This is a genomic window from Anaerobacillus alkaliphilus (genome assembly GCF_004116265.1).
Classification (GTDB): Bacteria; Bacillota; Bacilli; order Bacillales; family Anaerobacillaceae; genus Anaerobacillus; species Anaerobacillus alkaliphilus.
This window is the reverse complement of the sequence record NZ_QOUX01000001.1, coordinates 429,117-453,043: the sequence shown is the minus strand read 5'-3', so window position 1 is coordinate 453,043 and position 23,927 is coordinate 429,117. Positions and strand designations below refer to the sequence as shown.

Sequence of the window (23,927 nt, the reverse complement as noted above, 5' to 3'; positions counted from 1 at the left end):
AGGAGGTAAGATATGAATTTAGACCACCTAACACAAAGCATACTTGAATTAGCAAATAGATTAATCGGAACTAGGACATTTTTTGTCAGCATGATAGATAATGACAAATATACAATTTTAAAAGTAGTAAATAATAATGGCAGTAACATTGTTGAAGGACTAGAAACACCGTTTCATCAAACCCTTTGAAATGAACTTACCCGATTTAGTGGTCGTGAACCGCTAATTATCTATAATACTAAGTTAGATGAAAGAGTTAATACATTACCAGTCATTAAAGAGCTAAACATTGGATCACATATGGCCGTTCCCATCGTTTTATCCGATACAACAGTAATTGGAACACTTTGTGCAGCTGATCCAAAACCCTATACGTTTAGTGATACAGAGTTAGAAAGTTTAAAAATGCTTGCCAACATTTATACATTCATCGTTACTCAAACGAACGACTCACACTCAATACAAGAAGATACAATAAGGCAGCAATCAAAACTTATTATCAATGAACTAGCTGCTGACTTAGCCGACCAAGTTCGAAATCCTATGCAAACGGTCAAAGGCTTTATGCAATTTCTACTTGATGAACCAAAGTTTCATCAATATAAACAAGTAATCCTAACAGAATTCGAAAAGATGGAAGATAGTTTACATTCATTTTTACTAACGACAAAGCCTGCATACCCTCGAAAAGAAAAGCTATCATTAGCTAATCTATTAGTAGAAACGACTACTTCTCTAAAAGAGGATGCTGACAAAAATAAGGTTACTATTTCCTTAATAATAGATGCCTTACCTGAACTTAAAGCGGACAAGATCCAGATGAAGCGGGTATTTTCTAACTTTATCATGAATGGGATAGATGCATCTAAAGATGTGAATGGACAAGTGAAAGTCCACTGTTATACCGCTTCAGTAAACAAGATTTGTATTGCCATCTCAGATAATGGCAAAGGTATACCTTTAAACGAATTAAACAAAGTCGGAAAGCCATTATATACGTCAAAAGATGAAGGTTACGGCCTAGGGATTTCAATTGCCTCAGATATGATCAAGGCACATCAAGGCGAACTCTTCATTGAAACACATTCTTCAGGTACAACGATTTTTATTTATTTACCACTGGAACACAAGTAAAAAGCAAGACAACCAATGCCTTTAGTAGCAATGGTTGTCTTGCTTTTACTTTCTTATATTGTTGTATTCATGACGTAATACACTCATCATGTAATTATCATAGTATGTCCCATTAAATAATAACTCGCTACGCAAAACGCCTTCTTTGACAAATCCTAACTTTTCGTAGGATTTGATCGCGCGTGCGTTATATTCGTAGACATTGAGACCAATTCGGTATAAATTGAGAACCTCAAATCCATATTCTAGTACTAAATTAAGTGCTTCGGGACCAAGACCTTTCCCATAATGCTCTTCCTTATAAAGAGCAATTCGAACATTACCATTATTGTTTAGATGATCTAGTTCATTTAGAGCTAAGTCACCAATTGCTTCATCTGTCTCTTTTAAAGCGATCACAAAATCCAAGCGGGAACGATCATTTTTAAAACTTTCATACGCATTTTCGATTTTTTCCATCGATAAATACGTTTGCGTTCCTGTCAACTTACGAAACTCTGGATTAAGTAAGGCATCATGAATAGTTTGAAAATCTTCTTTCTTAAATGGGCGTAAGTAGATTCGTTCACTTTCTAAATATTTCTTTGTCATCAATCTCGTCTCCTTAAATCCATTCTAAAATCTCAATTCGGTTTCCAAACGGATCTGCTATGTATATTCGATTTGCACCTGGTAAGTTGTCATCCACAATAACTTCAACACCAGAAGCATCTAAATGTGCCTTAAGTGCTTCAATATTCTCTACTTGAAACGCAGGATGTGCTTTTTTCGCCGCTATAAACGGTTCTTCAATTCCGATATGAACTTGAGTATTACCAAAAGCAAACCAAACTCCACCACGCTTTTTAAGTTCTTCTGGTTTTTCTACTTCTACCATCCCAAGAATATCTCTAAAGAACCTTCTCGCTTGGTCTTCCGATCCCTTTGGTGCTGCCAATTGGATGTGATCAATTGTTTTCAGTGTAAAATTCATTGAAAAACCTCCTTTTCGGTCATCTTAACACGGATTGGTAGATTTTAATGCAGAAAGGCAGTTCAAAATATAGTTGCTTCAGCATTAACGTCCAACTGCTAATCCTCCTAAAAAAATGCATACAACCCTTCTTCAAAATAGGTGTACTCTGCATCGTTTATCATCTTTTTGCCGTACCCATCAAAGAATATTGCAATTTCTTTCTCGTCTTCAAATATCGAAGGCTTTGGACGTATGGCTAACGCAAGATCATATCTTGGATCTCCAAATGCACCACCACTCCAATCGATAATTCCGGCAATTACACCATCTTTTACAAGAACATTATCAATCGTGAAATCGCCATGAATAAGCGATTGTTCTATTTGCTTTGGTTTATTTTCCATTAAGAATTGTAATTGCTTCATCGTACCCTCTACTTGATAGTTTTCTAGATTGTACTGTGCTTGCCTTAACATCTCGTCAAGCCAATCGCCCTTTTGCAAAGGTTTTGGGCATGGTGTTGCGTGTAGGTTAGCAAGGGCTTGTCCAAACTGAGAAATGACTGAGTATTTATTCTTTAAGTTCTCTTCTCTAGCAAAATAACTTCTTAATGTTTCACCTTCAAGGAGTTCAAGCAATGCCCATACTTCTTCTCCCTCATCTTTCAGCATGTAAACCTTCGGAACAAAAAGATCTGTTTGCGCTAAAATTTCTAAAACCTCTACTTCCTTTCGTAACCATTCACAAAACTGTTTACCCTTTGTTCGCTTTAAAACAGCATGACGATCTTCGGATTTTAGGATGCAAACATCCGATGTATGTCCCTGTCTAGGATACTGAACGCTGTTAATCGTTCCAAGGAAGTTTTGGATCTCTGTTGGTATCTCATCAATGAGAATTGGTTTTATCGTCCTCACCTACTTTTTTAATTTTTTCATAGATAGGAAGACTGCTATCAACCCAGCTACTAGAATAAGGCCTCCAATATTTTCAGCTACCATCATTCTTAGTTCATTCACTGTTGCTCCCCCTTTGGCGTATAAACAATACAACCAATTTTTTCAGGGTGATCTTGAACGTATTCTTCTCCTGAGTACTTTCGAGTGATCCAATAAATCAGGACATCACCTAAAGCACCTAAAATCATAAAAATTCCAATAGCAGCCCAGTAACCACTTCCAGTCATAAATGCATAGATCGTTGGAAAAACCCCTAAAACGATTAACGGTAGCAAAACAGCTATCCGGTATCCCTTCAATTTCATCGGAACTTTACAATGTGCGTAAGGCATGAGTTGACTCCAAATAACCCCGAATTTAATATCTTTCCTTGAAGCATTTCCGAACAACATGTACCCAAAGGCATGGAGCAATTCATGAACAAAAATAAATCCGACACTCGATAACCCAACCTTGATAAAAAATAGGGAGCTAATATTACCAAACCCCCAGATTAACCAGTAGGCAAAGGCCAAAACAACCAACACTAAAAGCGACCATACAGTAACAATTGAATTTACTCTATCAGGCTCCATCGTTTCATCGATCTGCTGATACGTTTCTTCTAACAAGTTCGTATTCATCGTTCTTTCCTTTCGAATTACAAGAATTTCACCATATGCACTTCATCCAGATAGGTATTGCCAATTTTCATAGCATGACGATCATTCGCAAACACTTCAAATCCTAGAGACTGATATAGATGTCTTGCCGAGGTATTTTCCGTAACGACGGCTAAGTACAACTGTTCGACATCTTCTAATTCTTCTGCTTTTGTGATTGCTTGAGTCAATAATTGCTTACCTACTCCCTGCCCTCGCACAGACGGTGATACATACATGGCATAGATATTTGCCCGATGTTTAAACTTAAGCTTTGTTTCCTGAACTAGGGAGACAACACCAACAAGCTCACCGTTTATAAAAGCCCCATAATGAAATGAATATTCAGAACGAAATCTTTCTTCGTATAGTTCCACAGGGTTGTCTACTTCTTCTTCATATGTGGCTGCGAAAGCTTCTTGGTCTGTTTGAAGTGCCTCTAGCCTTAACCTTTTATACGCTTCTGCGTCCTTTTGAACTAATAATCTAATATCCATAAATACCTCCAGTTCTGTATACTAGCATATTATTCCAAATACAAACAAAAACACAAGAATTTTCACTTTTGGAAAATTCTTGTGCCATACTTTTTATTTCCAATCTTTAAAGGACTGAAGGAACTTTTCTTTCTTTTCCTGTAATAACGTTTTTCCTTCTTTTTTCGGTCGTTGCTTTTGCCACTCATAAAACGAAGCAAAACCAATCAGAGTCGCGCCGCCAATAATCAAATACATCCACCAAGGGAGGTTCCCCCAGAATGGTTTCGTCTGTAAAAAGACATTTATCAATAAGACGGCAATTCCTACAAAGAAATAAGATTTAATTCGGTAATGCATTCCTGCAATAATTGAAACTAATGCTAACCCACCAACGATAATGGCGTCATATATCGTATTACTTTCAAGCGCATCACCCAGAATAAATAATGTCACCAATACAAGAACAACGGCTTGAATGGTGTTCATTGTTTTCCCATGCCCAGCCCAAGCCTTTTTACTTAAAAAGATGGTTAGTGCAATAAATGGTAAAGCGATTAGTTCCGCCTCAATAATTGAAGGAACATCAAAATGATCAACAATCAGGTAATAAGGTATTAATCCTGAAAAAGCTGTAATCGTAATGACAACATTTCTTCCAACACTTCCTGGTACTCGACGAATTTGCATAAACAGTAGGTACACTAGGATAACTGGAGCAATGAGCTTCAACCATAGTGGATCGTTATAAAAAATATCAAGAGTTAACTGAAACAGAAACAATGGAGTCATAAACGTAAACCAATCAATTTGATACTTGTTTTCGGCAACTTTTTTGAACAACGACTTGTAAAGTACCGTTCCCAGTCCATGTAGGAGCAGAATTGACACTACCACTGCCATCATTCGCATAGGCTTCTCTAATAACCAGAAATACTCTATCACATAAACACTCGTTAAGAGTAGTGGAACAATAGACCCAATATCCCACTTTCGTTTAAAGAGTAAATAGATCATAAATGCTGATGTAAGCACTGTAGCCGTTAGGTTTACTAGATCATAACGATCAACAGCGACCAAGCTTAACAATGTGATAAAGCCGAGTGCAAAGAGGAATATATCCACTCGCTCTTTCCAATCATTACGACACATCGCCCAGATTACCGCCACTAACACTAGTGAAATGGTAAGACTCTGTTCAATTCCAATGTTCAACTGATAATAACTGATCCAAATGAGTACATTCAAAGAAAGTGAGCTTAGCGCAGCATATAAAAATGCGTTACTCATCCACTCTCTCTTAGACTGGTGCTGAAAAATACTATATCCATAGGCAAGGATCGGCAGTAGCATTCCTACCGGATGAAAGTCCGTAAGCAATACCAAACCTAATGATAAAACTCCGAAAACAACTAACAAGCCATGTGCCGTCCAAAAGAAATAAGGTTTTAAATCAGCTATTTTTCTTCCAACAAACTCATAAATTACTAAAAGCACAACCGGAATGAACAATAACCAAACAACGAAACTAGTATAATTCTGAAATAATTTAAATGGTTCAATTAACGTTAGCAAAAATGCAGCTATTCCTATGGCAACAAATGTCCAAAATTGTTTATTTTTCGACTGAGTAACGACTACTACATATAAGGCTATCCCGATCAAATAAAAAGCTGAACGGAGTAAAGGCATCATATCTGCTGCAATTGACCCCAATAACGCCAAGGTATATCCAATAACCGCTATCGTAAAGGTAGGCATAAATAATATCTTCTTCATTATAAAACCAATACCCAAGAGTAAGAGTGAAGCGAGGGCAAGGTGACCCATCACACCAACTTCATAGAAGTAGAAATGATCTCCAATACCAAAAACATGATAGAAAACATGTATTCCAAACAACCAGGAAATCGGCACTCCCCAAGCTGCTAGCTCCTTAAAATCTTTATTCGAGTGGGTCGTGTTAACGACTAGTAACACAAAGCCAAATACCACTAACAAGACAGCTAATTGTAAATAGTCTTCTTTGCCTGCTGAGAGTAGCAAAGTGACAAGCATAGTCGCTAGTGCAACATATAAACTAGAATGTTGAATGGATTGCAAGTACGCAAATCGATTTTTCACATAAAGAAACAGAAATAATGCAACAGCAACAACAAACATATAGGTTTCAAACAAATCAACGTTTAGTAACGGCGATAATACATTCCAAGATTGATAGCCTGTTGCAACTAAAAATATAGGAGCTAAATACTGAAATATTCTACGGTTCGTAATATGTGCCAAATAAATATAATTTACTGATATGACAAGGTAAGCGATCAATAATACAATTGATTTTTCATCAGCCCGAAGCACAAGTCCTTCAAAGCTAATATAAAGAAACGCTAATCCTGAGACAATCCCACTAGTAAATCTAAATACTTTCTTTAAAAACCCGTCAGGCACTCGGTCTTCTAATACAAGATAGACAATCCCAATCAAGGCAAATCCAAGATAATTTAGTGGTTGTAAGAATGAATGCTCTAACAACTGGTACATTCCATAGACAAACAATAGTGTAAACACATAATGAAACTCTTTTTTGTTATAAACAAAGACAATCGCCATGTACATAACGGCCGTAAGAAGAATGTTAACACTATAAAGTAAGTAGCTTTGGAAAAATGCCAGCATTAATAAAGTGCTAATAATTAAATTCAGCTGTGAAAATACTGGTAATTCACGAACAAACACATCATATTTTCTACTAGTCTTCAGATAATGATAGCCTACAAGTAATAACCCATTATAAATAATGATTCCTAGGTAAAATAAATCAATCGGAACTTGAACTGCTGCTAGGAAAAACCCTGTAAATACTGTTAATGTTGCAAAGGATAGCCAAACAAACAAGCGATTTTTGTTTTGGTTTGCAATCCATGTATACAACGGTAAACAAACAGCAGTAGCTAACAAGCCTAAAATGTACTTTCCTTCACCATAAAGTGAGAGCCATTCCCCAAACAGTTGGAAATATCCGATTCCCACAAAGGTCACTGGAATTAATAAACTAGCCAAAGTTAAAAAGGCAAACGAAGTTTTCTCGATTTTTAAGTACCTGTTTGAAACATAACTAATTCCAAAAAATAATAAAGAAACGCCACCAATAGATAATACTTTCATCAAATGGTTCATTTTTTCCCAACTACTTGTTGCGAGAACCATTCCACCAAGTAAAAGCAGAATTACCCCAGCTATTAACGACAAGCTAATGTTTCGTTCACGTACTTGCTCAGGCGATAGTTTCTTCGCTTCTTTTTTCAGTCTTAGCTGTTCTCTTCGCTCTTCTTCAATTCTTTTAGCTTCTTCTTGTCGCTTTTGACGAAGCTCAGCTAACCTAACTTCCTCCGCTTCTTCTTGCTCTACTAATGAAGCAAAATATTGATCATATGCCCCTGCAACTTTTTCATAATCGGTTTGATCAAGATACTGATGCTCATGAAGCTTTTCGAGCTCTTCTTTAAAAATCGTTTTTCGATTTTCATGTCTCATAAAAAATCTCCTTTAAAGGATGTGAAATAGAAAAAAAGTTATGATTTTAGTACCTGATCATAACTTTTTTCTTATTCTCTATATTAATGCTTTTTTCAAAAATTTCCAATGGTAAATTTTATGCTATTTTGCTAATGCTTACACGTCCAGAGAAAAACGTTGCACCGCCACCCATATCTGCGACTCGGTCTGGGGTTAAGGCATTAACCAGATTTTTTGTTCCTGGTAAGTCTGCCCATAAACCTTGAGAAACGAGCACTCCTTGAAGCACATTGTCTCCAACAGAAGCAACTAACTCACACTCACCTCGTTCATTCCAAACCTTCACCTTTTCGCCGTCCTCAATTCCCAATTCAAGGGCATCGGATTGGTTAATATGGATACGAGCTACTTTTTCTAACGAAATATGCTTTTCATTATTAGAGAAGGTAGAATTTAAGAAATTATGGTTTGGTGCCGGAATAAATAAAAATGGATGATCATTGTCTTTTACTAATGGGGTATACGTTGGAAGCCCTGGTAGACCTATTTTCTCTAACGCTTGTGAATAAAGCTCAATTTTTCCACTTGGTGTCTTCAACTTCTCTTCCATCAGTGATTTCCTATTTGCCTTCACATATTTGTTCTCTTTCAGAGAGTCGTAGGTGATTCCCTCTAACCAAGTACTTTCAGGAAAATCGAGTGCTTGTTTCACTAACTCTTCGTCACTATCAAATAAGCATTCTTCTTCAAATCCGAATTCTCTGGCAAGCATACGAAATACGTCTGTATTACTTTTACTTTCCCCATAAGCCTCAATCACAGGCTCTTGAATTTGCATGTAATGATGCCAGTAGGACGCAAAGAAATCGAGATTTTCAAAAGACGACGTTGCAGGTAAAACAATGTCAGCGTACATCGCTGTTTCCGTTAAAAATAGATCATGTACGACAAGAAATAAATCTTCACGTAGTAATCCTTCTCGTACTTTATTAGCCTCTGGTGTCACAAGCGCTGGATTGCAATTATAGACAAACATTGAACGAACCGGCTTTTCTAATTCTAGCAATGCTTTTCCAATTAAGTTCATGTTAATGACACGTGTTTGCTTATTTTCTAATAAATCAGGTCTCTCTAGTTGACTACTGTTATGAGCCAAAAATCCACCATTCCCCTTAATCGCTCCTCCCCCATGAACAAGCCATTGACCTGTTAAAGCTGGTAAGCAAGCAACAGTACGGACAATCATTCCCCCGTTGTCATGGTGCTGCATGCCGTTACCGATACGAATAAAAGCTGGTGACGTCGTCCCATACATTCTTGCTAACTCGTAAATATCCTCAACTGGAACACCAGTAATAGTAGAAACCGTGTCAGGATCATACTGTTTTACGTGCTCTCGCAGTTCAGCGTGACCAACTGTATACGTTTCTAGGAAACTTTCATTGACCAGGTTTTCAGCAAATAAGACATGCATAAGACCTAAAGCCAATGCACTATCAGTCCCAGGTAAAATTGGAATAAACCAATCAGCTAACCGGCCTGTTTGATTTTTGTGCACATCAATCACAACAATCTTTGCGCCTTTTTTTCTCGCTTTCTGAGCAATCGCCACTTGATGCATATTCGTACTAACTGCATTAACGCCCCAGAAAATAAATAGTTTTGTATCAATTGTTTCCTCTGGGTCTGTTCCAAAGCTACCGCCCATCGTATAACGATACCCCGTTGATCCCGCAGCTGAACAAATTGCGCGATCGAGTAAGCTAGCTCCTAAGCGATGAAAGAAGCGACGATCCAAACCTTCCGAATTTAATTTCCCCATGTTTCCATAAAAGCTGTACGGGAGGATCGACTCCGGACCTTCTGTCGCAATCAAGTCTGTCCAACGAGCATGGATCGTCTTAATTGCTTCTTCCCAGCTAATACGTTCAAACTTCCCTTCGCCTTTTGCGCCCACTCTTTTCATAGGAAACTCAAGTCGCTTCGGATCATAAAGACGATGCGTCATATGACGAACTTTATTACAAATATTCCCTTGTGTGACAGGGTGGTTTGGATCGCCTTCAATTTTCACAATTTTCCCGTCTTCTTTGTGGACTAGTAAGCCACATTGATCTGGACAGTCTAATGAGCATACCGATGGAAATACGCCACTTTTCTCATTTCGATAATCAATCATTGTACATCACCTAACCTGTTTTCTTATATTTCAACTTATCTTTCGTTTTCATTTCTAAATAACCTGTTCCGAGAAACACACCTATGACAATTAAAATAAATCCAATTACTTGAGCTAAAAGAATGGCCTCTTTCAAAAACAGAAACGCTCCTACTAATGTAAAAAACGGAACTAAATTATTAAATATCGCCGTTTCACCAGCTCCAATTTGTTGGATGGCTAAATTATAGAAGATATGCCCGAGTCCAGTCGCAATAATTGCTGAAAAGAAAAACACAACCCAAACCATACTTGGCTTTCCAACAATCGCGCTAACAACATTTCCTTCAAAAATAAAACTTGCGCTTGTCGTCATCAGAGATCCAATTAACAAAAGGATGGCAGTCAATTGGCGTGGTGATAATGTCACAGTGATTTTTCTGATAAGGATAAAGCTAAATGCCTGGGATACCATTGAGATGAAAATAAACAAATCACCTCTAGAAACTGCTCCGATACCCTCACCAATTTGTAATACAACCATTGCTACTCCCAAGAAGCCAAGGAAAATCCCGAAGAACCTCAACCATGTTGGACGTTCTCTTAAGAAGATCATCGTCATTATCACTGTAGTCAAAGGTATCAAACCAAGAATTAACCCACCATTTGTGGCTGTTGTACCAGCTAATCCTAGTGCTAAGAACGTATGGTGACCGAGCTGACCAAAAACCGCTGCCATAAGAGCTAATTTCCATTCACTTCTGGTCAATTTCCGGAGATCTCTCAAAAAATAAAGGACAATTAATGCAGCCAAGCCTGCGACAAAAATTCGTATTCCCTGCATCGCGATCGGAGGTAAATAGGTAACCATATATTTAATGGCGACAATATTTAATCCCCACGTAAACATGACAAACACTAGTAAACTATAAGTAAATAATTTAGACAGAAAAAAACCTTCTTTCTCGTAATTCAGAAAAAACAGAACCTAACCTAAAGAATAGAATAGCATAAAATAAAAGAACTCAAAATAGAAACAGCTTGGAAATATCCAAGCTGTTTTCCGTTCTTTATTTCACCTCAACTGTCCAATTGTATGGATCAGTCACTTTTCCTGTTTGGATCCCGGTTAAAGTATCGTATAGTTTCTGGGTTACTTCGCCGATTTGATGATCATTAATATGAAGCTTGCGTCCTTGCCATTCTAGTTCACCAATTGGTGAAATGACCGCAGCCGTTCCAGTACCAAAAACTTCTTCAAGTAATCCTTCATCATCATAACGAAAAATTTCTTCAATCGAAACCTTTCTTTCGACGACTGGTATCCCCCAAGAGCGGAGCATCTCGATCACTGACAATCTTGTAATTCCAGGCAAAATACTACCATTTAACTCTGGCGTAATGACCTCTCCGTTGATCTTAAAGAACACGTTACTAGAGCCAACCTCTTCTACATATTTTTTCTCATTGGCATCTAACCATAATACCTGAGAGTAACCTTCTTGTGCAGCCTTTGTTTGGGCATTAAATGTCGCACAATAGTTTCCGGCAGTTTTCGCCGCTCCTGTTCCACCACGAGCTGCTCGGGTATAGTGCTCTTCAACTTTAATACTGATTGGCTGTATTCCATTCTGGTAATATGAGCCTACTGGTGATAAAATGACAACCAATTTATATTCTTTAGAAGCAGCCAAGCCTAAGAATGCTTCTGTTGCAATAATAAACGGGCGAATATAGAGCGATGTACCAGGTGATGATGGTACCCAGTCTTGTTCCACAATCAGAAGTTGCTTTAAGTACTCTAGAACTTCAGCTTCATCAACAGCTGGCATACTAAGTCTTTCACAAGAAGCATTTAGCCTCTGAAAGTTTTTCTCTGGTCTAAATAATAAAATACGGTTGTCGTCTGTTCGATAAGCCTTCATTCCTTCAAACGCAGTTTGACCGTAATGAAATATGACTGCAGCTGGATCAAGTGTAATTGGTTCATACGGTGTAATTCGCGGATGAGTCCAACCAGTCGCTACCGAATAATCCATAACAAGCATATGATCAGTAAATGTCCTTCCAAAACCAAGGGTCTCGTCATTTGGTTTTGTTTTTAAGTATGATGCTTTTACAATTTCAACTACAGTCGCACTCATAAAAATAATCCCCTTTTTTAAGTTATCATAATCGCAAAAATTTTCTGTTAATTCATTGTAAGACTACTTCAGTTTTGACACAAGGGAAACTTTTGTATAATTTTAAAAATTTTCTGATATTTTTCCACTTTAAACCGTTACATAACTAAAATATTTTTCTGTCTATTATAAACGAAAAACCTTGAAGAAAATAGTACTTCTTCAAGGTTTTTTAAATATTTTTTTATGGACAAGCTTACATATTTAGTTCAAGGACAATTGGACAGTGATCGCTACCTAAGATTTCACAATGAATATCGGCATTGACTAAATGTTTTTTTAGGAGGTTTGAAACAACAAAGTAGTCAATTCTCCACCCAATATTCCGCTCTCTCACCTTACTCATATACGACCACCACGTGTAAACATCATCACGGTCTGGGTAAAAGTGACGAAACGAGTCAACAAAGCCTGTCTCAAGTAGCTGAGTCATCTTCCCTCGCTCTTCGTCTGTAAACCCTGAATTCCCTTGGTTTGACTTGGCATTTTTCAAATCGATTTCCATATGAGCTACATTTAAGTCACCACAGACAACGATTGGTTTCGTTTTCTCCAATCCTACTAGGTAATCACGGAAATCATCTTCCCATTGAAGGCGGTATGGTAACCTCGTTAAATCTCGTTTCGCATTTGGCGTATATACATTAATTAAGTAGAATTTTTCAAATTCTAACGTAATTACTCGTCCCTCTTGGTCATGTTCTTCTATCCCAATTCCATAACTAACACTCATTGGTTCTACTTTGGTAAAAATTGCGGTTCCTGAATACCCTTTTTTCTCTGCGTAATTCCAATATTGAAAATAGCCAGGTAAATCTAGCTCTATCTGACCCTCTTGTAATTTTGTTTCTTGTACAGAAAACATGTCTGGATCCATTTCATGAAAATAGTCTAAAAAACCCTTTTTCACACACGCCCTAAGGCCATTAACATTCCAAGAAATAAGTTTCATAGTTTTTGAGAAAGCTCCTTACTAAATAGATTTCACATTTTTTGATTATACTCTAAAGATGAGCTTTTCTAAAGTAAAAGCTGTTTTCGCAAAGTTTGTTGCTTTCGTAAAAATCCCAAAAGCCGGATTTTTACACAAAACACAAAGAATTCACCACTAATTTAGTAAGTATTGCTCTTTTCTAACATAATTTATTGGCTGATATCTTCATCTAGGGTATTTTTCCGAGTATTTAGGATAAAAAAGCACACTGTTTACGAAAAGAGCCAAAGTAAAAGCATTTAAAAGCAAACTCAGAACTATCTATGTTATCATGATAAGAAAAACAGAAAGGATGATGAACATGAGTCAAACATTTGAAGTTGGACAACTTGTGACAGGCATTTACAAAACAGGAAAATACATAGGCGAGATTACGATGATCAAAGAACCAAACTATGTGATGAGAGTACTTGCTGTCATTAATCACCCTACCCAAGGCGATTTACATAACCCAAAACAAGTCGAAGGTGTATTCTTCCATGAACGAAGAGCACTCGCTCACCGTGAACAAGTAAACATCCCAGCCGTCTACGTAAAGCCATTCGAAGGTGAAGTACCTACCTACGATGAGTCCTTACGAGCAGCATTAGATAAAGAATTTGCCGAACTAGAAGCCGATGGCTCCCCATTCGCCCTAAAATCAATTGAGACGCTAAGAGGATTAGAGAAAGACTACTTCAAGTAAGGTGCCTGGCACCCAAAATAGACATTAAAGATTAAAAGTCCACTTCAGGTGGACTTTTTTATTTAGCTGGGGTTATTTTCTACACACCTTGTAATTCTCATTATCATGTGGAACAATAATTGATGGATGAATTTAACATAGGAGCTGAAAAACATGAAAAAATGGGCGTTTGTATCTGATTTTGACGGAACAATTTCAAAAAAGGACTTTTACTGGTTAGTGATTGAAAAATATTTCCCTGAAGGTCAGGAATTATATCATAAATGGAAGCGTGCGGAGATGTTAGATATTGATTTCTTAAGTGAGGTTTTTGCTTCCATTCATCAAGAAGAAGAACAGATTATTGCTGATATCCTTTCTATCCCAATTGACGAACATGTCCCAAGTTTTATTAAGAAAGTCCAAGAAAATAACGGTGACTTTTATGTATTAAGCGCAGGTACTGATTATTATATTTACCACATCCTAAAAAAATACGGCATCGACAACGTTAAGGTATTTTCAAACGAAGGTCAGTACCGTGAAAAAAATGTCTACATGAACATTGATGAAACGCACCGTCATTTCTCAAAACGGTATGGAATTGATAAATCAAAGGTGATCCTAGAATTAAAAGAACAATACGAGCATGTCTATTTTGCCGGTGATAGTGAGCCTGATAGTCACCCGGCCGCTTATGCTGATATAACGTTTGCTAAGGATGCATTGCAGGACATTCTTAAGGAAAAAGCGATCCCGTGTGTAGCCGTCGAGACGTTTGAGGAAATTGAAGCTTACTTACGTTCTAAGGGAGTGCTTTTGTAAATGCTAACTCCTGTTACCTCAGTACCGATTCCAGCTATATTAGAAATTAACAAAGGGGTTCTCACTCACCTAGGTGATATCTTACAGAAATACAACTTTCAGAACGTTGTTATTTTATTTGACGACTTTACATTCGACACTTTTAAGGATGATGCTGAAAAATCTTTAGAAACCATTGAAGCTGATATGGTGATGTTGCCCACAAATCTTGATATTCAAGATTTGATTAAACTAGCATTCACCATGCCACGTTATGATGTTGTCATTGCCATGGGTGGAGGTTCCGTTATTGATTACGGGAAGTACATTGCCTACTCTAGAAGAAGTCCCTTCATAAGTATCCCTACATCCGCATCGAATGACGGCTTTGCAAGTTCTAACTGCTCGATCCATGTGGACGGTAAAAAAACAACGGTTCCTGCAAAAGTACCTTTTGGTATTATCGCTGATTTAGAAATTATTCAACATGCACCTACGCATTTGTTATTAGCTGGAATTGGCGATTTAATGAGCAACATCACCGCTCTATACGACTGGGAATTTGAAGAGAAGAATGGTGTAAGTCATGTGAATGCTTTTGCTGCCATGTTAAGTAAAAAGGCAGTCAATAGCTTTATCCGAACACCAATGGAAGATATTAAAAACCCGATTTTTCTAAAAGAACTAATAAGTTCAGCAACAATGGGTGGAATTGCTACTGCCATTAGCGGGAATAGTTCCCCGATTAGTGGCTCTGAACATCTGATTTCACATGCCCTAGATAAAACTGCGGCTAAACCAGTCATGCACGGTATTCAAGTCGGAGTAGCTACCTACATTATGGCTAATGTTCAAAACCACCGAGCGGATCGAATGAAGAAGGTCTTTGAGCGCACTGGATTTTTTGAATATGTCAAAAATCTTGGTTTACAAAAAAATGAGTACATCGAGGCAATTAAACTAGCACCAAGCATCAAACCAAATCGTTTTACATTTCTTCATGATCCCACTTACCAAGAAAAAGCAATCCAATTTGTTAAGGAAGATCAGCTACTACAGTCGATCTTACAATAGGCTAATTGCTTAACTTGCCGTTTATCGGGATAGCCGCCCACCCGAAAAAGCACTTGATACATAGTAATATATTGTACCAACCAAAAAGGGGGGTTACTTCATGTATCACTACGGCGCACCACAAGCTATGCCAATGCAAATGCCAACAGCAGGTCGTGGCACAGGCGGCTTTACGTTAATCGTTGTATTGTTTATCCTACTAGTTGTTGTAGGATCAGCTTATATTAAGTAACGAAACTTAAACCGCTAGGGGTTTCCCTAGCGGTTCTTTAATTTAGATTGCCGGCGAGCGTCTTCCCTCTAATTCTTCATGCCTTCTCGCTACCATTCTTGTAAACGTAAAATATTCGCCATCGTCAGCCGTTAGTAACTCAATGTCGCCATTTCTTTGCCAACGACCCGAGGCTTTTGCCGTCGTTTCCCATTTCAGCCACAATTCCCAACCTTCTGGCATTGTATCAGCAACTTCGATATCAACAACACCAGATCTTCTCCAAAGCTTTGACCACCATTTTGGCGAGTGGAACGTATACCATTCATTATCCCAATACGGTTCTAGCCTTTCAGGAATATCCTCTTCAAATTCTTTCTTTACACCCGGAACAACAATACCGATTTGCCCATTAGGTTTTACTAGTTTGGAAAATTTCAGCAAAAATGTCTCGTCTGTTCCATAATAGTGATATGAGTCAACACTAATAATTGCATCAAAAAACTCCTGGGCATATGGCAAGGCATGGGCTTCGGCGCGAATTGGAAAAACTAAATCATCTACTCCAGCTTCCTTAATTCGCTTCAAATTGTCAGTGGCACTAATCCAAAGGTCATTGGCCCACACTTGCACCCCAAACTCTTTGGCTAAAAAAATCGAGCTCATCGCTTTGCCACAGCCCATATCCAATACTTTCATACCTGGCTTTAAATCCATTTTTTCAACTAAAAATTCTGTTAGCCAGACTGAACTAGGTCCCATTTCATTTTCAATCATCCACTCAGGATCATAGTTAGCTGAGCGAGGAAACTGTTCCACCGTTAAGGCGGCTTTCAACTGGTCTTTTGTCATCATTATGATAACTCCCCCTAACCTACTATTTATATTAAAATTTTACCAGTTACTTCCTTAGCTAGCGATACATTCTTCAAACATTCATGATAATGCCACAAAAAACAAAAAACTAAGTGTAACCGGTTCTGCTTCCTATTACAAAACATCAACTTGCAAAGGAATATGCAAAACAAAACGTAATCCTTAAAGCAATTTATTAGGCTAGAGGGTTTAAAAAACATTAGAGATAGCAAGGGTATCTCCCCTTGCTATTTTGTTTATTCTTCGGATCGAAATATGCAAACCAACTTTGCTATCTCGCATCAATTTTTGTGTAGGTATTAGAATTCATATGCGGAGAATTTCCTCCTATTTTAATAAGGGGAGGTTAAAAAGCATATATAAGCGGAAATAGTCCTTTAACGGCTTCAAATAAGATTAAATCTAAAGATTTGGATAATATAGGAGAAAAAACTCCCCTTATTAATAATCATATATGGAATGCGGTACACTGGCTATTGTATCCCCGCATTTTAACTTCTAAATTGCATGACGAATCCCTCATATATAATGATCAAAACCCTTTATATCAACAAAAATAGACCTTCAAATTTCCATACAATTTGAAGGTCATTTTGCTTTACATTTTTAATGTTTGCGATAGTTAAAGGAACCCGTTACACTAACTGTAAGGCCTTTTTCAAAACTACTCACGATTAAACTCATCTGGATTTGGACCAACACGGCGATCCTCGTTCAATCCATCGATTAACGACATTTCCTCTGCGGTTAACTCAAAATCAAAAATATCTGCGTTTTCTTTTAAACGAACAGGATTTACTGACTTAGGAATTGTTACAACTTCATTTTGAAGGTCCCAACGCAAGATCACCTGCGCAACTGACTTCCCATATTTTTGACCAAGCTCGGCCAACACTGGCTCATCAAGTAACTGCCCCTGCATTAATGGCGACCATGCCTCAAGTTGAATTTGATTTTCTTTACAGAACTCATGCAACTCTTTTTGCGTAAGTCGCGGGTGATACTCGACCTGATTAACCATCGGCTTAATTTCACAATCGGCCATTAAATCTTTCAGATGAGGAACGTGAAAGTTACTTACTCCAATCGCACGCACTCTACCGTCTTTATAAAGCTTCTCAAGCGCTCTCCAAGTATCTTTGTATTTCCCTACTGCAGGCAATGGCCAGTGAACTAAATAAAGATCTAAATAATTCAACCCTAATTTTTTCATACTCTCATCAAATGCAGCTAATGTAGACTCATATCCTTGCTCTGAATTCCAAACTTTTGTCGTAATAAACAACTCTTCCCGAGCTACACCTGATTCTCTAACCGCTCGACCTACTCCTTCTTCATTTCCATAAATAGCAGCTGTATCAATACTGCGGTACCCTAATTCGATGGCTGCCTTAACAGAGCTAACAACCTCTTCCCCTTCTTTTGCTTTAAATACACCAAGGCCAAACCATGGCATTTCAACACCGTTATGTAATTTCGTTGTACTTTGTAAATTATTCAACACCGAACACTCTCCTCTATACTAGATTGCACCCATATTATAACAGAGCCCGATCCTGAAAAAAATTATTTCGCTTATCTAAAAATTATTGTAAAATGAGCAATAACAAATTTAATGGAGGGTACATAAATGAAAGAGCAAATTAATCTTGAAATTGAACAATTACGCGAAACATTTTATAAAATTAGTCAGTTTATTGGTGAAAATCCAGAGTTAGGACACGAGGAATTTAAGGCAGCAAAAATCCTTTCTGAGGAGCTTGTAAACCACGGTTTTCAAGTTAATATGGGCACATCAAACCTACCTACAGCATTTGATGCCCTATATGATAGTGGTTTGCCTGGTCCATCGATCGGCTTTATGGCAGAGTATGATGCTCTCCCTGAAATTGGACATGCTTGTGGGCACAACATAATTGGTACAATGGCAATCGCTGCTGGTATAGGCTTAAGTAAGGTTATCAAACATTGTGGTGGAAAAGTTTATGTCTACGGTACTCCTGCTGAAGAAACGCGCGGCGGAAAAGTAACGATGGCTGAGGAAGGGGTATTTAATCATTTAGACGTTGCCATGATGGTTCACCCTCTTTACCGCCATGAAAAAAGTGGCTCATCCCTTGCTATGGATGCGATTCAATTTGAATTTTTCGGGAAGCCTGCCCATGCAGCATCATCGCCTCACGAAGGAATTAATGCCTTAGATGCAGTGATCCAAACGTTTAACGGTATTAATGCTCTGAGACAGCATATTACTCCTGACGCTCGAATTCATGGGATTATTACAGAGGGCGGGAAAGCAGCAAATGTGGTGCCAGATTATGCAGTAGCTCAATTCTATGTACGGGCGCAGCACCGTAACTACCTTGATGAACTACTTGAAAAAGTAAAAAACTGTGCGAAAGCAGCAGCACTAGCAACAGGGGCTAAATTAGAAACGTCCTTCTATGAACTATCGTACGACGATTTAAACACCAATGAAGCTCTTTCCAATAACTTTACTGAAAACTTACTTGAACTTGGAATTTCTCTTGAAGAAATCCACGAAAAAGGAAGTGGTGGTTCGCTTGATATGGGGAATGTCAGTCATGTTGTTCCTTCCATCCATCCATATGTGCAAATTTGTAACGAGCCTTACGCTTGTCATACAAAGGAATTTAGAGAAGCTGCCATGAGTGATCAAGGCTTTGAGGGTCTAATGCTTGGCGCAAAATCAATGGCGTACACTGCCTATGATGTCATCACAAAACCTGGTCTTTTAGCCCAAATTAAACAAGAGTTTGAAGCAAATAGACGCTAATGTAAAAAACCTGCGCTCAACGCGAGCACAGGTTTTTTACTTCTTTTCTGGTATAAAAATTGTCGCTAACGATCTCTTGCGGCGTTCCCCATTCGGTTCGTTTCCTACATGTTTTTTAAATACATTCACGAGATCTTCTCGAAACTCTTGAAATTCTTCTGCATTTAGAAACAAATCAACTTTCCGATAACCAAACCCATCCTGAGCCATATCGATATCGTCACCTTCTAAATACTCTTCCACTCCTTGCAAAAGGTTTGCAAAATAAGTGATAAAGTATTTCATATGGTCATCCTTAGTAAGCTTGTTTGCCTCTTCGGCCGAAACATGTGCTACCTCATTGTTCAATGCGTAGGTTCTCTCTACAGTCCCTCTTACTTTTCGTTCCTCTTTGACGTAAATTACTTTACTTTCTGTTAGGATTTTTAACTGCCGATATAAGGTCGCCTGCGGAACTTCTGGAAGCCATTCCATTAGCTCTTGGACGATTAAGGGTCTTTTAATTAATGACTGGATAATCTTCATTCTAACTGGATGTAATATTACATCCGCTTTTGACATGGTCATTTATCAACCTCCAATTAGCACTCTCCTTATTGTACACTTTTTTTAACCAATTCGTAATGGTTAGCATAAGTTCAGGGTGAAGGGGTTCATTGCTTTGTGATTTGTAAAAACCTTTTATTTTTTGGATAGAGACCGTTTCCTTTTGCTCTCGCAAGATATGATTCATACCTTCAATCGCATGGACTTCAGACGGCCCTTTCACAAGCTTAGGCACCTCATAAACATTTTCTAATCTAGTTTGAACGTCTTTCGTACCATTAATCGCTAGTACAGGACAAGTAGTGTTTTTTAACACACCAAACAAATCGAAGTTATGGTGCTCACGAAACCATTTAGCCGGCATTTTCGCAATCAACTGAATACGGATCATGTCTTTATCGGTTTCTACCATTCGATTAAAGATCTTTTGAGCATTCTTCTCAGATTTCTCAACTACATTTAGCTTTTTTAGTAACCATCCTTTAAACCCTTTTTCCAGGTTAAATTCCTCGTACATCAATTCTCTCTGGTATTTCGTTGCGTTCTCAAGCGTATCAGCTGCTCCGCATAGTAGGATTAAGCCTGCAACTTGAGTTCTCTCATTCAAGGCCGTTGCTAACATGGTTCCCTCACTGTGACCTAATACATAAATATGTTCTTTATCTACATTTGGGTGACTGCGTAAGTACTCCAGTGCAGTTTGGGCATCATCAACCAAGTCCCACATCCCCGATTTATTCAAATCCCCTTCAGTCTCGCCAACCCCTCGTTTATCATAGCGAATAGTAATGACACCAGCTTTCGTTAATTCTTCGGCTATCATTTTATAGATGTTTAATTTAAATTTACCAACATTTCCATCTCGGTCACCAGGGCCTGTTCCCGCAATAAATAACACGGCAGGAGCTTGATCTTCGGTTGTTTCTGGAAATGAAATTGTTGCTCCTATCGTAACTTTCCCGCTAAGTTTAATATTTTCATCTTTTCTCTTCATCATAAATTACCTCCGGTTGGCAATTAGTTAATTATTATCATTCTCAATAATGATAATATTATACTTGCATGAATTTAGCAACTACGAGATTATGTAAAAAAAAGTAAGGCTCTCACCTAACATAGGTGAAAGCCCTGTCTACCACTTTAGCACTTACGGTCTCTGGATCCGATATTTACTTGTTGCTCTTGTAAAACCTTAATTTTAACTTCTACAACCATTTTTTCTTCTATTTTCGTAAATGTTCCCTCTTCAAAAGGTGCGTCAATACACTCGTGATTTTCATCATATACTCGACCCATTTTACGATCTAATGACTCATCATATTGAATGAAGCGACTTGAAAGGATTTCACAGTATGGCAATTGATTGTACTCTTCCCCACTATACTGATCATATTGTGATAAGTCAGCAGATAACAAGTGTTCTTTCGAAGAAAAGCCATCCGGTAAATCTGACTTCGTAAAGAACGTAAATTCACGGCTTTCTGGACCAAATTCAAACTTAGGCTTTCGAATATAATCTATTTCTGTTACGGCCTTAAATGGAACATCGATTGTTAAGGAACGGATATTTGAAACAACTGCATCCTTGGATCCATGTGTTGGTGTAGCATATTGAATATTCTTTCGAACAAAACCTGCAATAAATAGTTTGTTAGTTGGAAGTAAAAGACGACATTGAGTGATTTTTAAATTTTTCTTAATGTTCTTAATCTCTAGTACTGGTTCTGGAAAATCAATTTTTGGATTTAAATCTAGTTGTACTACTGTCTCAGCTAGAACGACCGGAACCTTTACTGTTGCTCTTGAGATTGCCTCAGGCTTCACTCCTCGATTTCCAACCTTCGGCGATAAAGCGTTTTTCCCTTTCATAGGTTTGTAACTTTCATAATTACTATCAGACATAAAAAAATGCACCTCCTTGGTATTTGTTATAGTTTATGTTACTACCTGCAATAGCGTATAGATGATAGTAATAGTTTTTAAGACTATTAATTAAAAAGGCTATCACCTTATGGAAGGTAATAGCCTTAATTGTTACCATTTTTTCTTTGAATCAACGTTTACCTGTTGTTTTTGTAAAACTTTTAGTTTCACTTCTACAACCATTTTTTCTTCTATTTTCGTAAATGTCCCTTCTTCAAACGGTGCATCAATACACTTACCATGTTGGTCGTACACTCGACCCATTTTACGATCTAGAGCCTCGTCGTACTGAATAAAGCGGCTAGAAAGTAATTCACACCATGGTAGTTCATTGAATTCTTCACCACTGTATTGATCAAATTGTGATAAATCAGCAGATAGTAAGTGCTCTTTAGAAGAGAAACCATCTGGTAACTCCGACTTCGTAAAGAACGTAAACTCACGGCTCTCTGGACCAAATTCGAATTTAGGCTTTCGAATATAATCGATCTCTGTTACTGCATTAAATGGAACGTCGATTGTTAATGAACGAATATCTGAAACGACTGAGTCTTTTGTTCCGTATTTCGGAGTTGCGTATTGAATATTTTTACGGACAAAACCTGCGATAAATAGTTTGTTAGTTGGTAATAATAGACGGCATTGCGTAATCTTTAAATTCTTTTTAATATTTTTAATTTCTAGAACTGGTTCTGGAAACTCAATCTTTGGATTTAAATCTAGTTGGACAACTGTTTCTGCTAATACTACGGGAACCTTAACTGTGGCTTTTCCTGAGATTGTATCAGGTTTAACTGGACGATTTCCTACTTTAGGTGAAAGAGCATTTTTAGTTTTCATAGGTTTATAGTTGAAATATGGCGGTGCTGGTTGCTCAGTGCCTTTATTACTTTGCTTTTTATCAGACATCTAACATGTCACCTCCTTAGTATTTGTTATATCCTATGTCACAAATACCAAGTCGTATAGATGAATTTAGTAGTTTATAAGTCTATTTATGAAAAACCTAGCATTTTCATCAGGAACAGTTGTCCATAATTCTATTAATACATAGGTAGTCCCCTATTATATTAGTACACCCAGCTAATGATATATTCCATATGTTCATTTGGTACTCGGACACCTGGGTTTGCTATGTTCCATTGACCTTGATTCCCAACTTCCGTGCAACTAAGTTCAAAATGACTCATAGCTATACCGATATCAATTAACTGCATGTCAAAGCCGAGCTTATTATAGTTTGGGGTATGATTTAGGTAAAAATGAAATTGCTTCGTTGTTTTACAAAACACAATCCTCCAAGGTTGCTTATTTGAAGCAGAAGGTCCAAGTCGAACCATCTCTAAGGGGATTTCAAACTCCGGTGCCTGCTGTGTCAAAAAGGGAGTCTCAAAGTCTTCATAAAAGAATAACTCCTCCCAACTCTTCTTATTATCTGCTTTTGTCACATAACGAAGTGTTTTATCAAATAGTCGTTGCTTTTCCTTAGCATAGCCAATCGGCGTAATACAAGGAATAAATTCATTATCACTTACGCCAATTTCTTTCGAAAAAGAATTTCGATTAAAGGTTCCTCCAATCCAGCAGGTCCCAATTCCGATCTCCGTTGCAAATAAGATTACTTTTTCAAATATGTATCCAAACTCCACTAAGTCCATTTTTGTATTCTCAATAATCCCCACTAAATAACCTTGATGGTTTTTAATAAACCCATATGTACCAAGCTTAATTCCTTTGTCAGAGACATTGTTTTTAATTTGAATTAATTCAACTCTACACTTTCTCCCTAATGGACCAACAAGATTTTCTTCATCGTCTATGTAGTCTTGCAACTGTAATAGGTGTTCATTAGAGATTTTATTTGTTTCAAATGTCCGAATCGATTTACGCTGCTTTATTGTATCTATGATCGTTGTCATAACCAAGCCCCCCTCAGTATGTATTATAACGGAAATCTAACACCATGCAGTTTCCTTATACTAAAAATTTATTTGGGTAGTGGTGACAAGCCGGAAA

The 23,927-nt window shown here is 37.7% G+C and carries 24 protein-coding genes and 1 pseudogene; 8 read left to right on the top strand and 17 right to left on the bottom strand.

Annotation, left to right across the window (positions count from 1 at the left end):
• The first annotated feature begins 12 nt into the window (after positions 1-12).
• The 3 genes and pseudogenes from DS745_RS24440 to DS745_RS25445 all read left to right on the top strand — a co-directional run bounded on the left by DS745_RS24440 (position 13) and on the right by DS745_RS25445 (position 1,134).
• Entirely contained in the window at positions 13-189 is a 177-nt protein-coding gene (locus DS745_RS24440; protein WP_161568147.1) for a hypothetical protein, read from the top strand.
• Positions 190-216: 27 nt separating this feature from the next.
• A pseudogene (locus DS745_RS25340) lies at positions 217-420 on the top strand (GAF domain-containing protein); the annotation flags it as partial.
• Complete coding sequence (locus DS745_RS25445; RefSeq protein ID WP_338324514.1) at positions 406-1,134, top strand: ATP-binding protein; 729 nt, start codon at positions 406-408, stop codon at positions 1,132-1,134. The pseudogene DS745_RS25340 and the gene DS745_RS25445, both read left to right, overlap by 15 nt.
• A gap of 45 nt (positions 1,135-1,179) precedes the next feature.
• Here DS745_RS25445 and DS745_RS02350 read toward each other — a convergent pair whose 3' ends face one another.
• From DS745_RS02350 to DS745_RS02305, 10 genes are all read right to left on the bottom strand, one after another.
• Complete coding sequence (locus tag DS745_RS02350; RefSeq protein ID WP_129076595.1) at positions 1,180-1,725, bottom strand: GNAT family N-acetyltransferase; 546 nt, start codon at positions 1,723-1,725, stop codon at positions 1,180-1,182.
• Positions 1,726-1,738: 13 nt separating this feature from the next.
• Entirely contained in the window at positions 1,739-2,107 is a 369-nt protein-coding gene (locus DS745_RS02345; RefSeq protein ID WP_129076594.1) for a VOC family protein, read from the bottom strand.
• 107 nt (positions 2,108-2,214) lie between these two features.
• On the bottom strand, positions 2,215-3,006 hold the full coding sequence (locus tag DS745_RS02340) for a phosphotransferase family protein (RefSeq protein ID WP_338324508.1): 792 nt from the start codon (positions 3,004-3,006) through the stop codon (positions 2,215-2,217).
• A 98-nt stretch (positions 3,007-3,104) separates the two neighbouring features.
• Positions 3,105-3,671, bottom strand: a complete 567-nt coding sequence (locus tag DS745_RS02335) for a DUF3267 domain-containing protein (RefSeq protein WP_129076593.1) — start codon at positions 3,669-3,671, stop codon at positions 3,105-3,107.
• Positions 3,672-3,688: 17 nt separating this feature from the next.
• Positions 3,689-4,186, bottom strand: a complete 498-nt coding sequence (locus tag DS745_RS02330; RefSeq protein ID WP_129076592.1) for a GNAT family N-acetyltransferase — start codon at positions 4,184-4,186, stop codon at positions 3,689-3,691.
• A gap of 93 nt (positions 4,187-4,279) precedes the next feature.
• On the bottom strand, positions 4,280-7,699 hold the full coding sequence (locus DS745_RS02325) for an MAP7 domain-containing protein (RefSeq protein WP_129076591.1): 3,420 nt from the start codon (positions 7,697-7,699) through the stop codon (positions 4,280-4,282).
• A 118-nt stretch (positions 7,700-7,817) separates the two neighbouring features.
• Entirely contained in the window at positions 7,818-9,860 is a 2,043-nt protein-coding gene (locus DS745_RS02320; protein ID WP_129076590.1) for a molybdopterin oxidoreductase family protein, read from the bottom strand.
• Between the two features lie 10 nt (positions 9,861-9,870).
• The gene (locus DS745_RS02315; RefSeq protein WP_129076589.1) at positions 9,871-10,788 is read right to left on the bottom strand and encodes a DMT family transporter; all 918 of its coding nucleotides are present in this window, start codon (positions 10,786-10,788) and stop codon (positions 9,871-9,873) included.
• Positions 10,789-10,909: 121 nt separating this feature from the next.
• Complete coding sequence (locus tag DS745_RS02310; RefSeq protein ID WP_129076588.1) at positions 10,910-11,983, bottom strand: branched-chain amino acid aminotransferase; 1,074 nt, start codon at positions 11,981-11,983, stop codon at positions 10,910-10,912.
• A 235-nt stretch (positions 11,984-12,218) separates the two neighbouring features.
• Positions 12,219-12,974, bottom strand: coding sequence for an exodeoxyribonuclease III (locus DS745_RS02305; protein ID WP_129076587.1), 756 nt, complete (start codon positions 12,972-12,974; stop codon positions 12,219-12,221).
• A gap of 343 nt (positions 12,975-13,317) precedes the next feature.
• Here DS745_RS02305 and kapB point away from each other — a divergent pair, with 343 nt between their 5' ends.
• The 4 genes from kapB (at position 13,318) to DS745_RS02285 (ending at position 15,790) form a co-directional block, all read left to right on the top strand.
• Complete coding sequence (kapB, locus tag DS745_RS02300; protein WP_129076586.1) at positions 13,318-13,701, top strand: kinase-associated lipoprotein KapB; 384 nt, start codon at positions 13,318-13,320, stop codon at positions 13,699-13,701.
• Between the two features lie 153 nt (positions 13,702-13,854).
• Positions 13,855-14,505, top strand: a complete 651-nt coding sequence (locus DS745_RS02295; RefSeq protein ID WP_129076585.1) for an MtnX-like HAD-IB family phosphatase — start codon at positions 13,855-13,857, stop codon at positions 14,503-14,505.
• Complete coding sequence (locus tag DS745_RS02290; RefSeq protein ID WP_129076584.1) at positions 14,506-15,558, top strand: iron-containing alcohol dehydrogenase family protein; 1,053 nt, start codon at positions 14,506-14,508, stop codon at positions 15,556-15,558.
• A gap of 100 nt (positions 15,559-15,658) precedes the next feature.
• Complete coding sequence (locus DS745_RS02285; RefSeq protein ID WP_338324507.1) at positions 15,659-15,790, top strand: YjcZ family sporulation protein; 132 nt, start codon at positions 15,659-15,661, stop codon at positions 15,788-15,790.
• A gap of 42 nt (positions 15,791-15,832) precedes the next feature.
• On the opposite strand, the gene DS745_RS02280 is transcribed toward DS745_RS02285, so the two are convergent.
• Together DS745_RS02280 and DS745_RS02275 are read right to left on the bottom strand one after the other, a co-directional pair.
• On the bottom strand, positions 15,833-16,624 hold the full coding sequence (locus tag DS745_RS02280; protein WP_206662905.1) for an SAM-dependent methyltransferase: 792 nt from the start codon (positions 16,622-16,624) through the stop codon (positions 15,833-15,835).
• A gap of 685 nt (positions 16,625-17,309) precedes the next feature.
• The gene (locus DS745_RS02275) at positions 17,310-18,101 is read right to left on the bottom strand and encodes an aldo/keto reductase (protein ID WP_129077008.1); all 792 of its coding nucleotides are present in this window, start codon (positions 18,099-18,101) and stop codon (positions 17,310-17,312) included.
• A 174-nt stretch (positions 18,102-18,275) separates the two neighbouring features.
• On the opposite strand from DS745_RS02275, the gene DS745_RS02270 reads away from it, so the two are divergent.
• Positions 18,276-19,442, top strand: coding sequence for a M20 family metallopeptidase (locus tag DS745_RS02270; protein ID WP_129076582.1), 1,167 nt, complete (start codon positions 18,276-18,278; stop codon positions 19,440-19,442).
• Positions 19,443-19,478: 36 nt separating this feature from the next.
• On the opposite strand, the gene DS745_RS02265 is transcribed toward DS745_RS02270, so the two are convergent.
• The 5 genes from DS745_RS02265 to DS745_RS02245 all read right to left on the bottom strand — a co-directional run bounded on the left by DS745_RS02265 (position 19,479) and on the right by DS745_RS02245 (position 23,830).
• Entirely contained in the window at positions 19,479-20,009 is a 531-nt protein-coding gene (locus DS745_RS02265) for a helix-turn-helix domain-containing protein (RefSeq protein WP_129076581.1), read from the bottom strand.
• Positions 19,969-20,985: an alpha/beta hydrolase family protein gene (locus DS745_RS02260; protein WP_129076580.1), complete on the bottom strand. Its 1,017-nt coding sequence runs from the start codon at positions 20,983-20,985 to the stop codon at positions 19,969-19,971. Before DS745_RS02260 ends, DS745_RS02265 begins: the two co-directional genes overlap by 41 nt.
• A 143-nt stretch (positions 20,986-21,128) precedes the next feature.
• Positions 21,129-21,890, bottom strand: coding sequence for a CsxC family protein (locus DS745_RS02255; RefSeq protein WP_129076579.1), 762 nt, complete (start codon positions 21,888-21,890; stop codon positions 21,129-21,131).
• A gap of 132 nt (positions 21,891-22,022) precedes the next feature.
• Positions 22,023-22,820, bottom strand: coding sequence for a CsxC family protein (locus tag DS745_RS02250; protein WP_129076578.1), 798 nt, complete (start codon positions 22,818-22,820; stop codon positions 22,023-22,025).
• Between the two features lie 161 nt (positions 22,821-22,981).
• The gene (locus tag DS745_RS02245) at positions 22,982-23,830 is read right to left on the bottom strand and encodes a nitroreductase family protein (protein WP_129076577.1); all 849 of its coding nucleotides are present in this window, start codon (positions 23,828-23,830) and stop codon (positions 22,982-22,984) included.
• Positions 23,831-23,927: the final 97 nt, after the last annotated feature.

Excerpts from the sequence above, each read along its gene's own strand:
- DS745_RS25445 (WP_338324514.1), top strand. The coding sequence starts at position 406 with ATGCTTGCCAACATTTATACATTCATCGTTACTCAAACGAACGACTCA.
- DS745_RS02345 (WP_129076594.1), bottom strand. The coding sequence starts at position 2,107 with ATGAATTTTACACTGAAAACAATTGATCACATCCAATTGGCAGCACCA.
- DS745_RS02330 (WP_129076592.1), bottom strand. The coding sequence starts at position 4,186 with ATGGATATTAGATTATTAGTTCAAAAGGACGCAGAAGCGTATAAAAGG.
- DS745_RS02295 (WP_129076585.1), top strand. The coding sequence starts at position 13,855 with ATGAAAAAATGGGCGTTTGTATCTGATTTTGACGGAACAATTTCAAAA.
- DS745_RS02245 (WP_129076577.1), bottom strand. The coding sequence starts at position 23,830 with ATGACAACGATCATAGATACAATAAAGCAGCGTAAATCGATTCGGACA.
- DS745_RS02290 (WP_129076584.1), top strand. The coding sequence starts at position 14,506 with ATGCTAACTCCTGTTACCTCAGTACCGATTCCAGCTATATTAGAAATT.
- DS745_RS02280 (WP_206662905.1), bottom strand. The coding sequence starts at position 16,624 with ATGATGACAAAAGACCAGTTGAAAGCCGCCTTAACGGTGGAACAGTTT.
- kapB (WP_129076586.1), top strand. The coding sequence starts at position 13,318 with ATGAGTCAAACATTTGAAGTTGGACAACTTGTGACAGGCATTTACAAA.
- DS745_RS02250 (WP_129076578.1), bottom strand. The coding sequence starts at position 22,820 with ATGTCTGATAAAAAGCAAAGTAATAAAGGCACTGAGCAACCAGCACCG.
- DS745_RS02310 (WP_129076588.1), bottom strand. The coding sequence starts at position 11,983 with ATGAGTGCGACTGTAGTTGAAATTGTAAAAGCATCATACTTAAAAACA.
- DS745_RS02260 (WP_129076580.1), bottom strand. The coding sequence starts at position 20,985 with ATGATGAAGAGAAAAGATGAAAATATTAAACTTAGCGGGAAAGTTACG.
- DS745_RS24440 (WP_161568147.1), top strand. The coding sequence starts at position 13 with ATGAATTTAGACCACCTAACACAAAGCATACTTGAATTAGCAAATAGA.
- DS745_RS02255 (WP_129076579.1), bottom strand. The coding sequence starts at position 21,890 with ATGTCTGATAGTAATTATGAAAGTTACAAACCTATGAAAGGGAAAAAC.
- DS745_RS02305 (WP_129076587.1), bottom strand. The coding sequence starts at position 12,974 with ATGAAACTTATTTCTTGGAATGTTAATGGCCTTAGGGCGTGTGTGAAA.
- DS745_RS02285 (WP_338324507.1), top strand. The coding sequence starts at position 15,659 with ATGTATCACTACGGCGCACCACAAGCTATGCCAATGCAAATGCCAACA.
- DS745_RS02320 (WP_129076590.1), bottom strand. The coding sequence starts at position 9,860 with ATGATTGATTATCGAAATGAGAAAAGTGGCGTATTTCCATCGGTATGC.
- DS745_RS02335 (WP_129076593.1), bottom strand. The coding sequence starts at position 3,671 with ATGAATACGAACTTGTTAGAAGAAACGTATCAGCAGATCGATGAAACG.
- DS745_RS02325 (WP_129076591.1), bottom strand. The coding sequence starts at position 7,699 with ATGAGACATGAAAATCGAAAAACGATTTTTAAAGAAGAGCTCGAAAAG.
- DS745_RS02265 (WP_129076581.1), bottom strand. The coding sequence starts at position 20,009 with ATGACCATGTCAAAAGCGGATGTAATATTACATCCAGTTAGAATGAAG.
- DS745_RS02350 (WP_129076595.1), bottom strand. The coding sequence starts at position 1,725 with ATGACAAAGAAATATTTAGAAAGTGAACGAATCTACTTACGCCCATTT.
- DS745_RS02275 (WP_129077008.1), bottom strand. The coding sequence starts at position 18,101 with ATGCCATGGTTTGGCCTTGGTGTATTTAAAGCAAAAGAAGGGGAAGAG.
- DS745_RS02270 (WP_129076582.1), top strand. The coding sequence starts at position 18,276 with ATGAAAGAGCAAATTAATCTTGAAATTGAACAATTACGCGAAACATTT.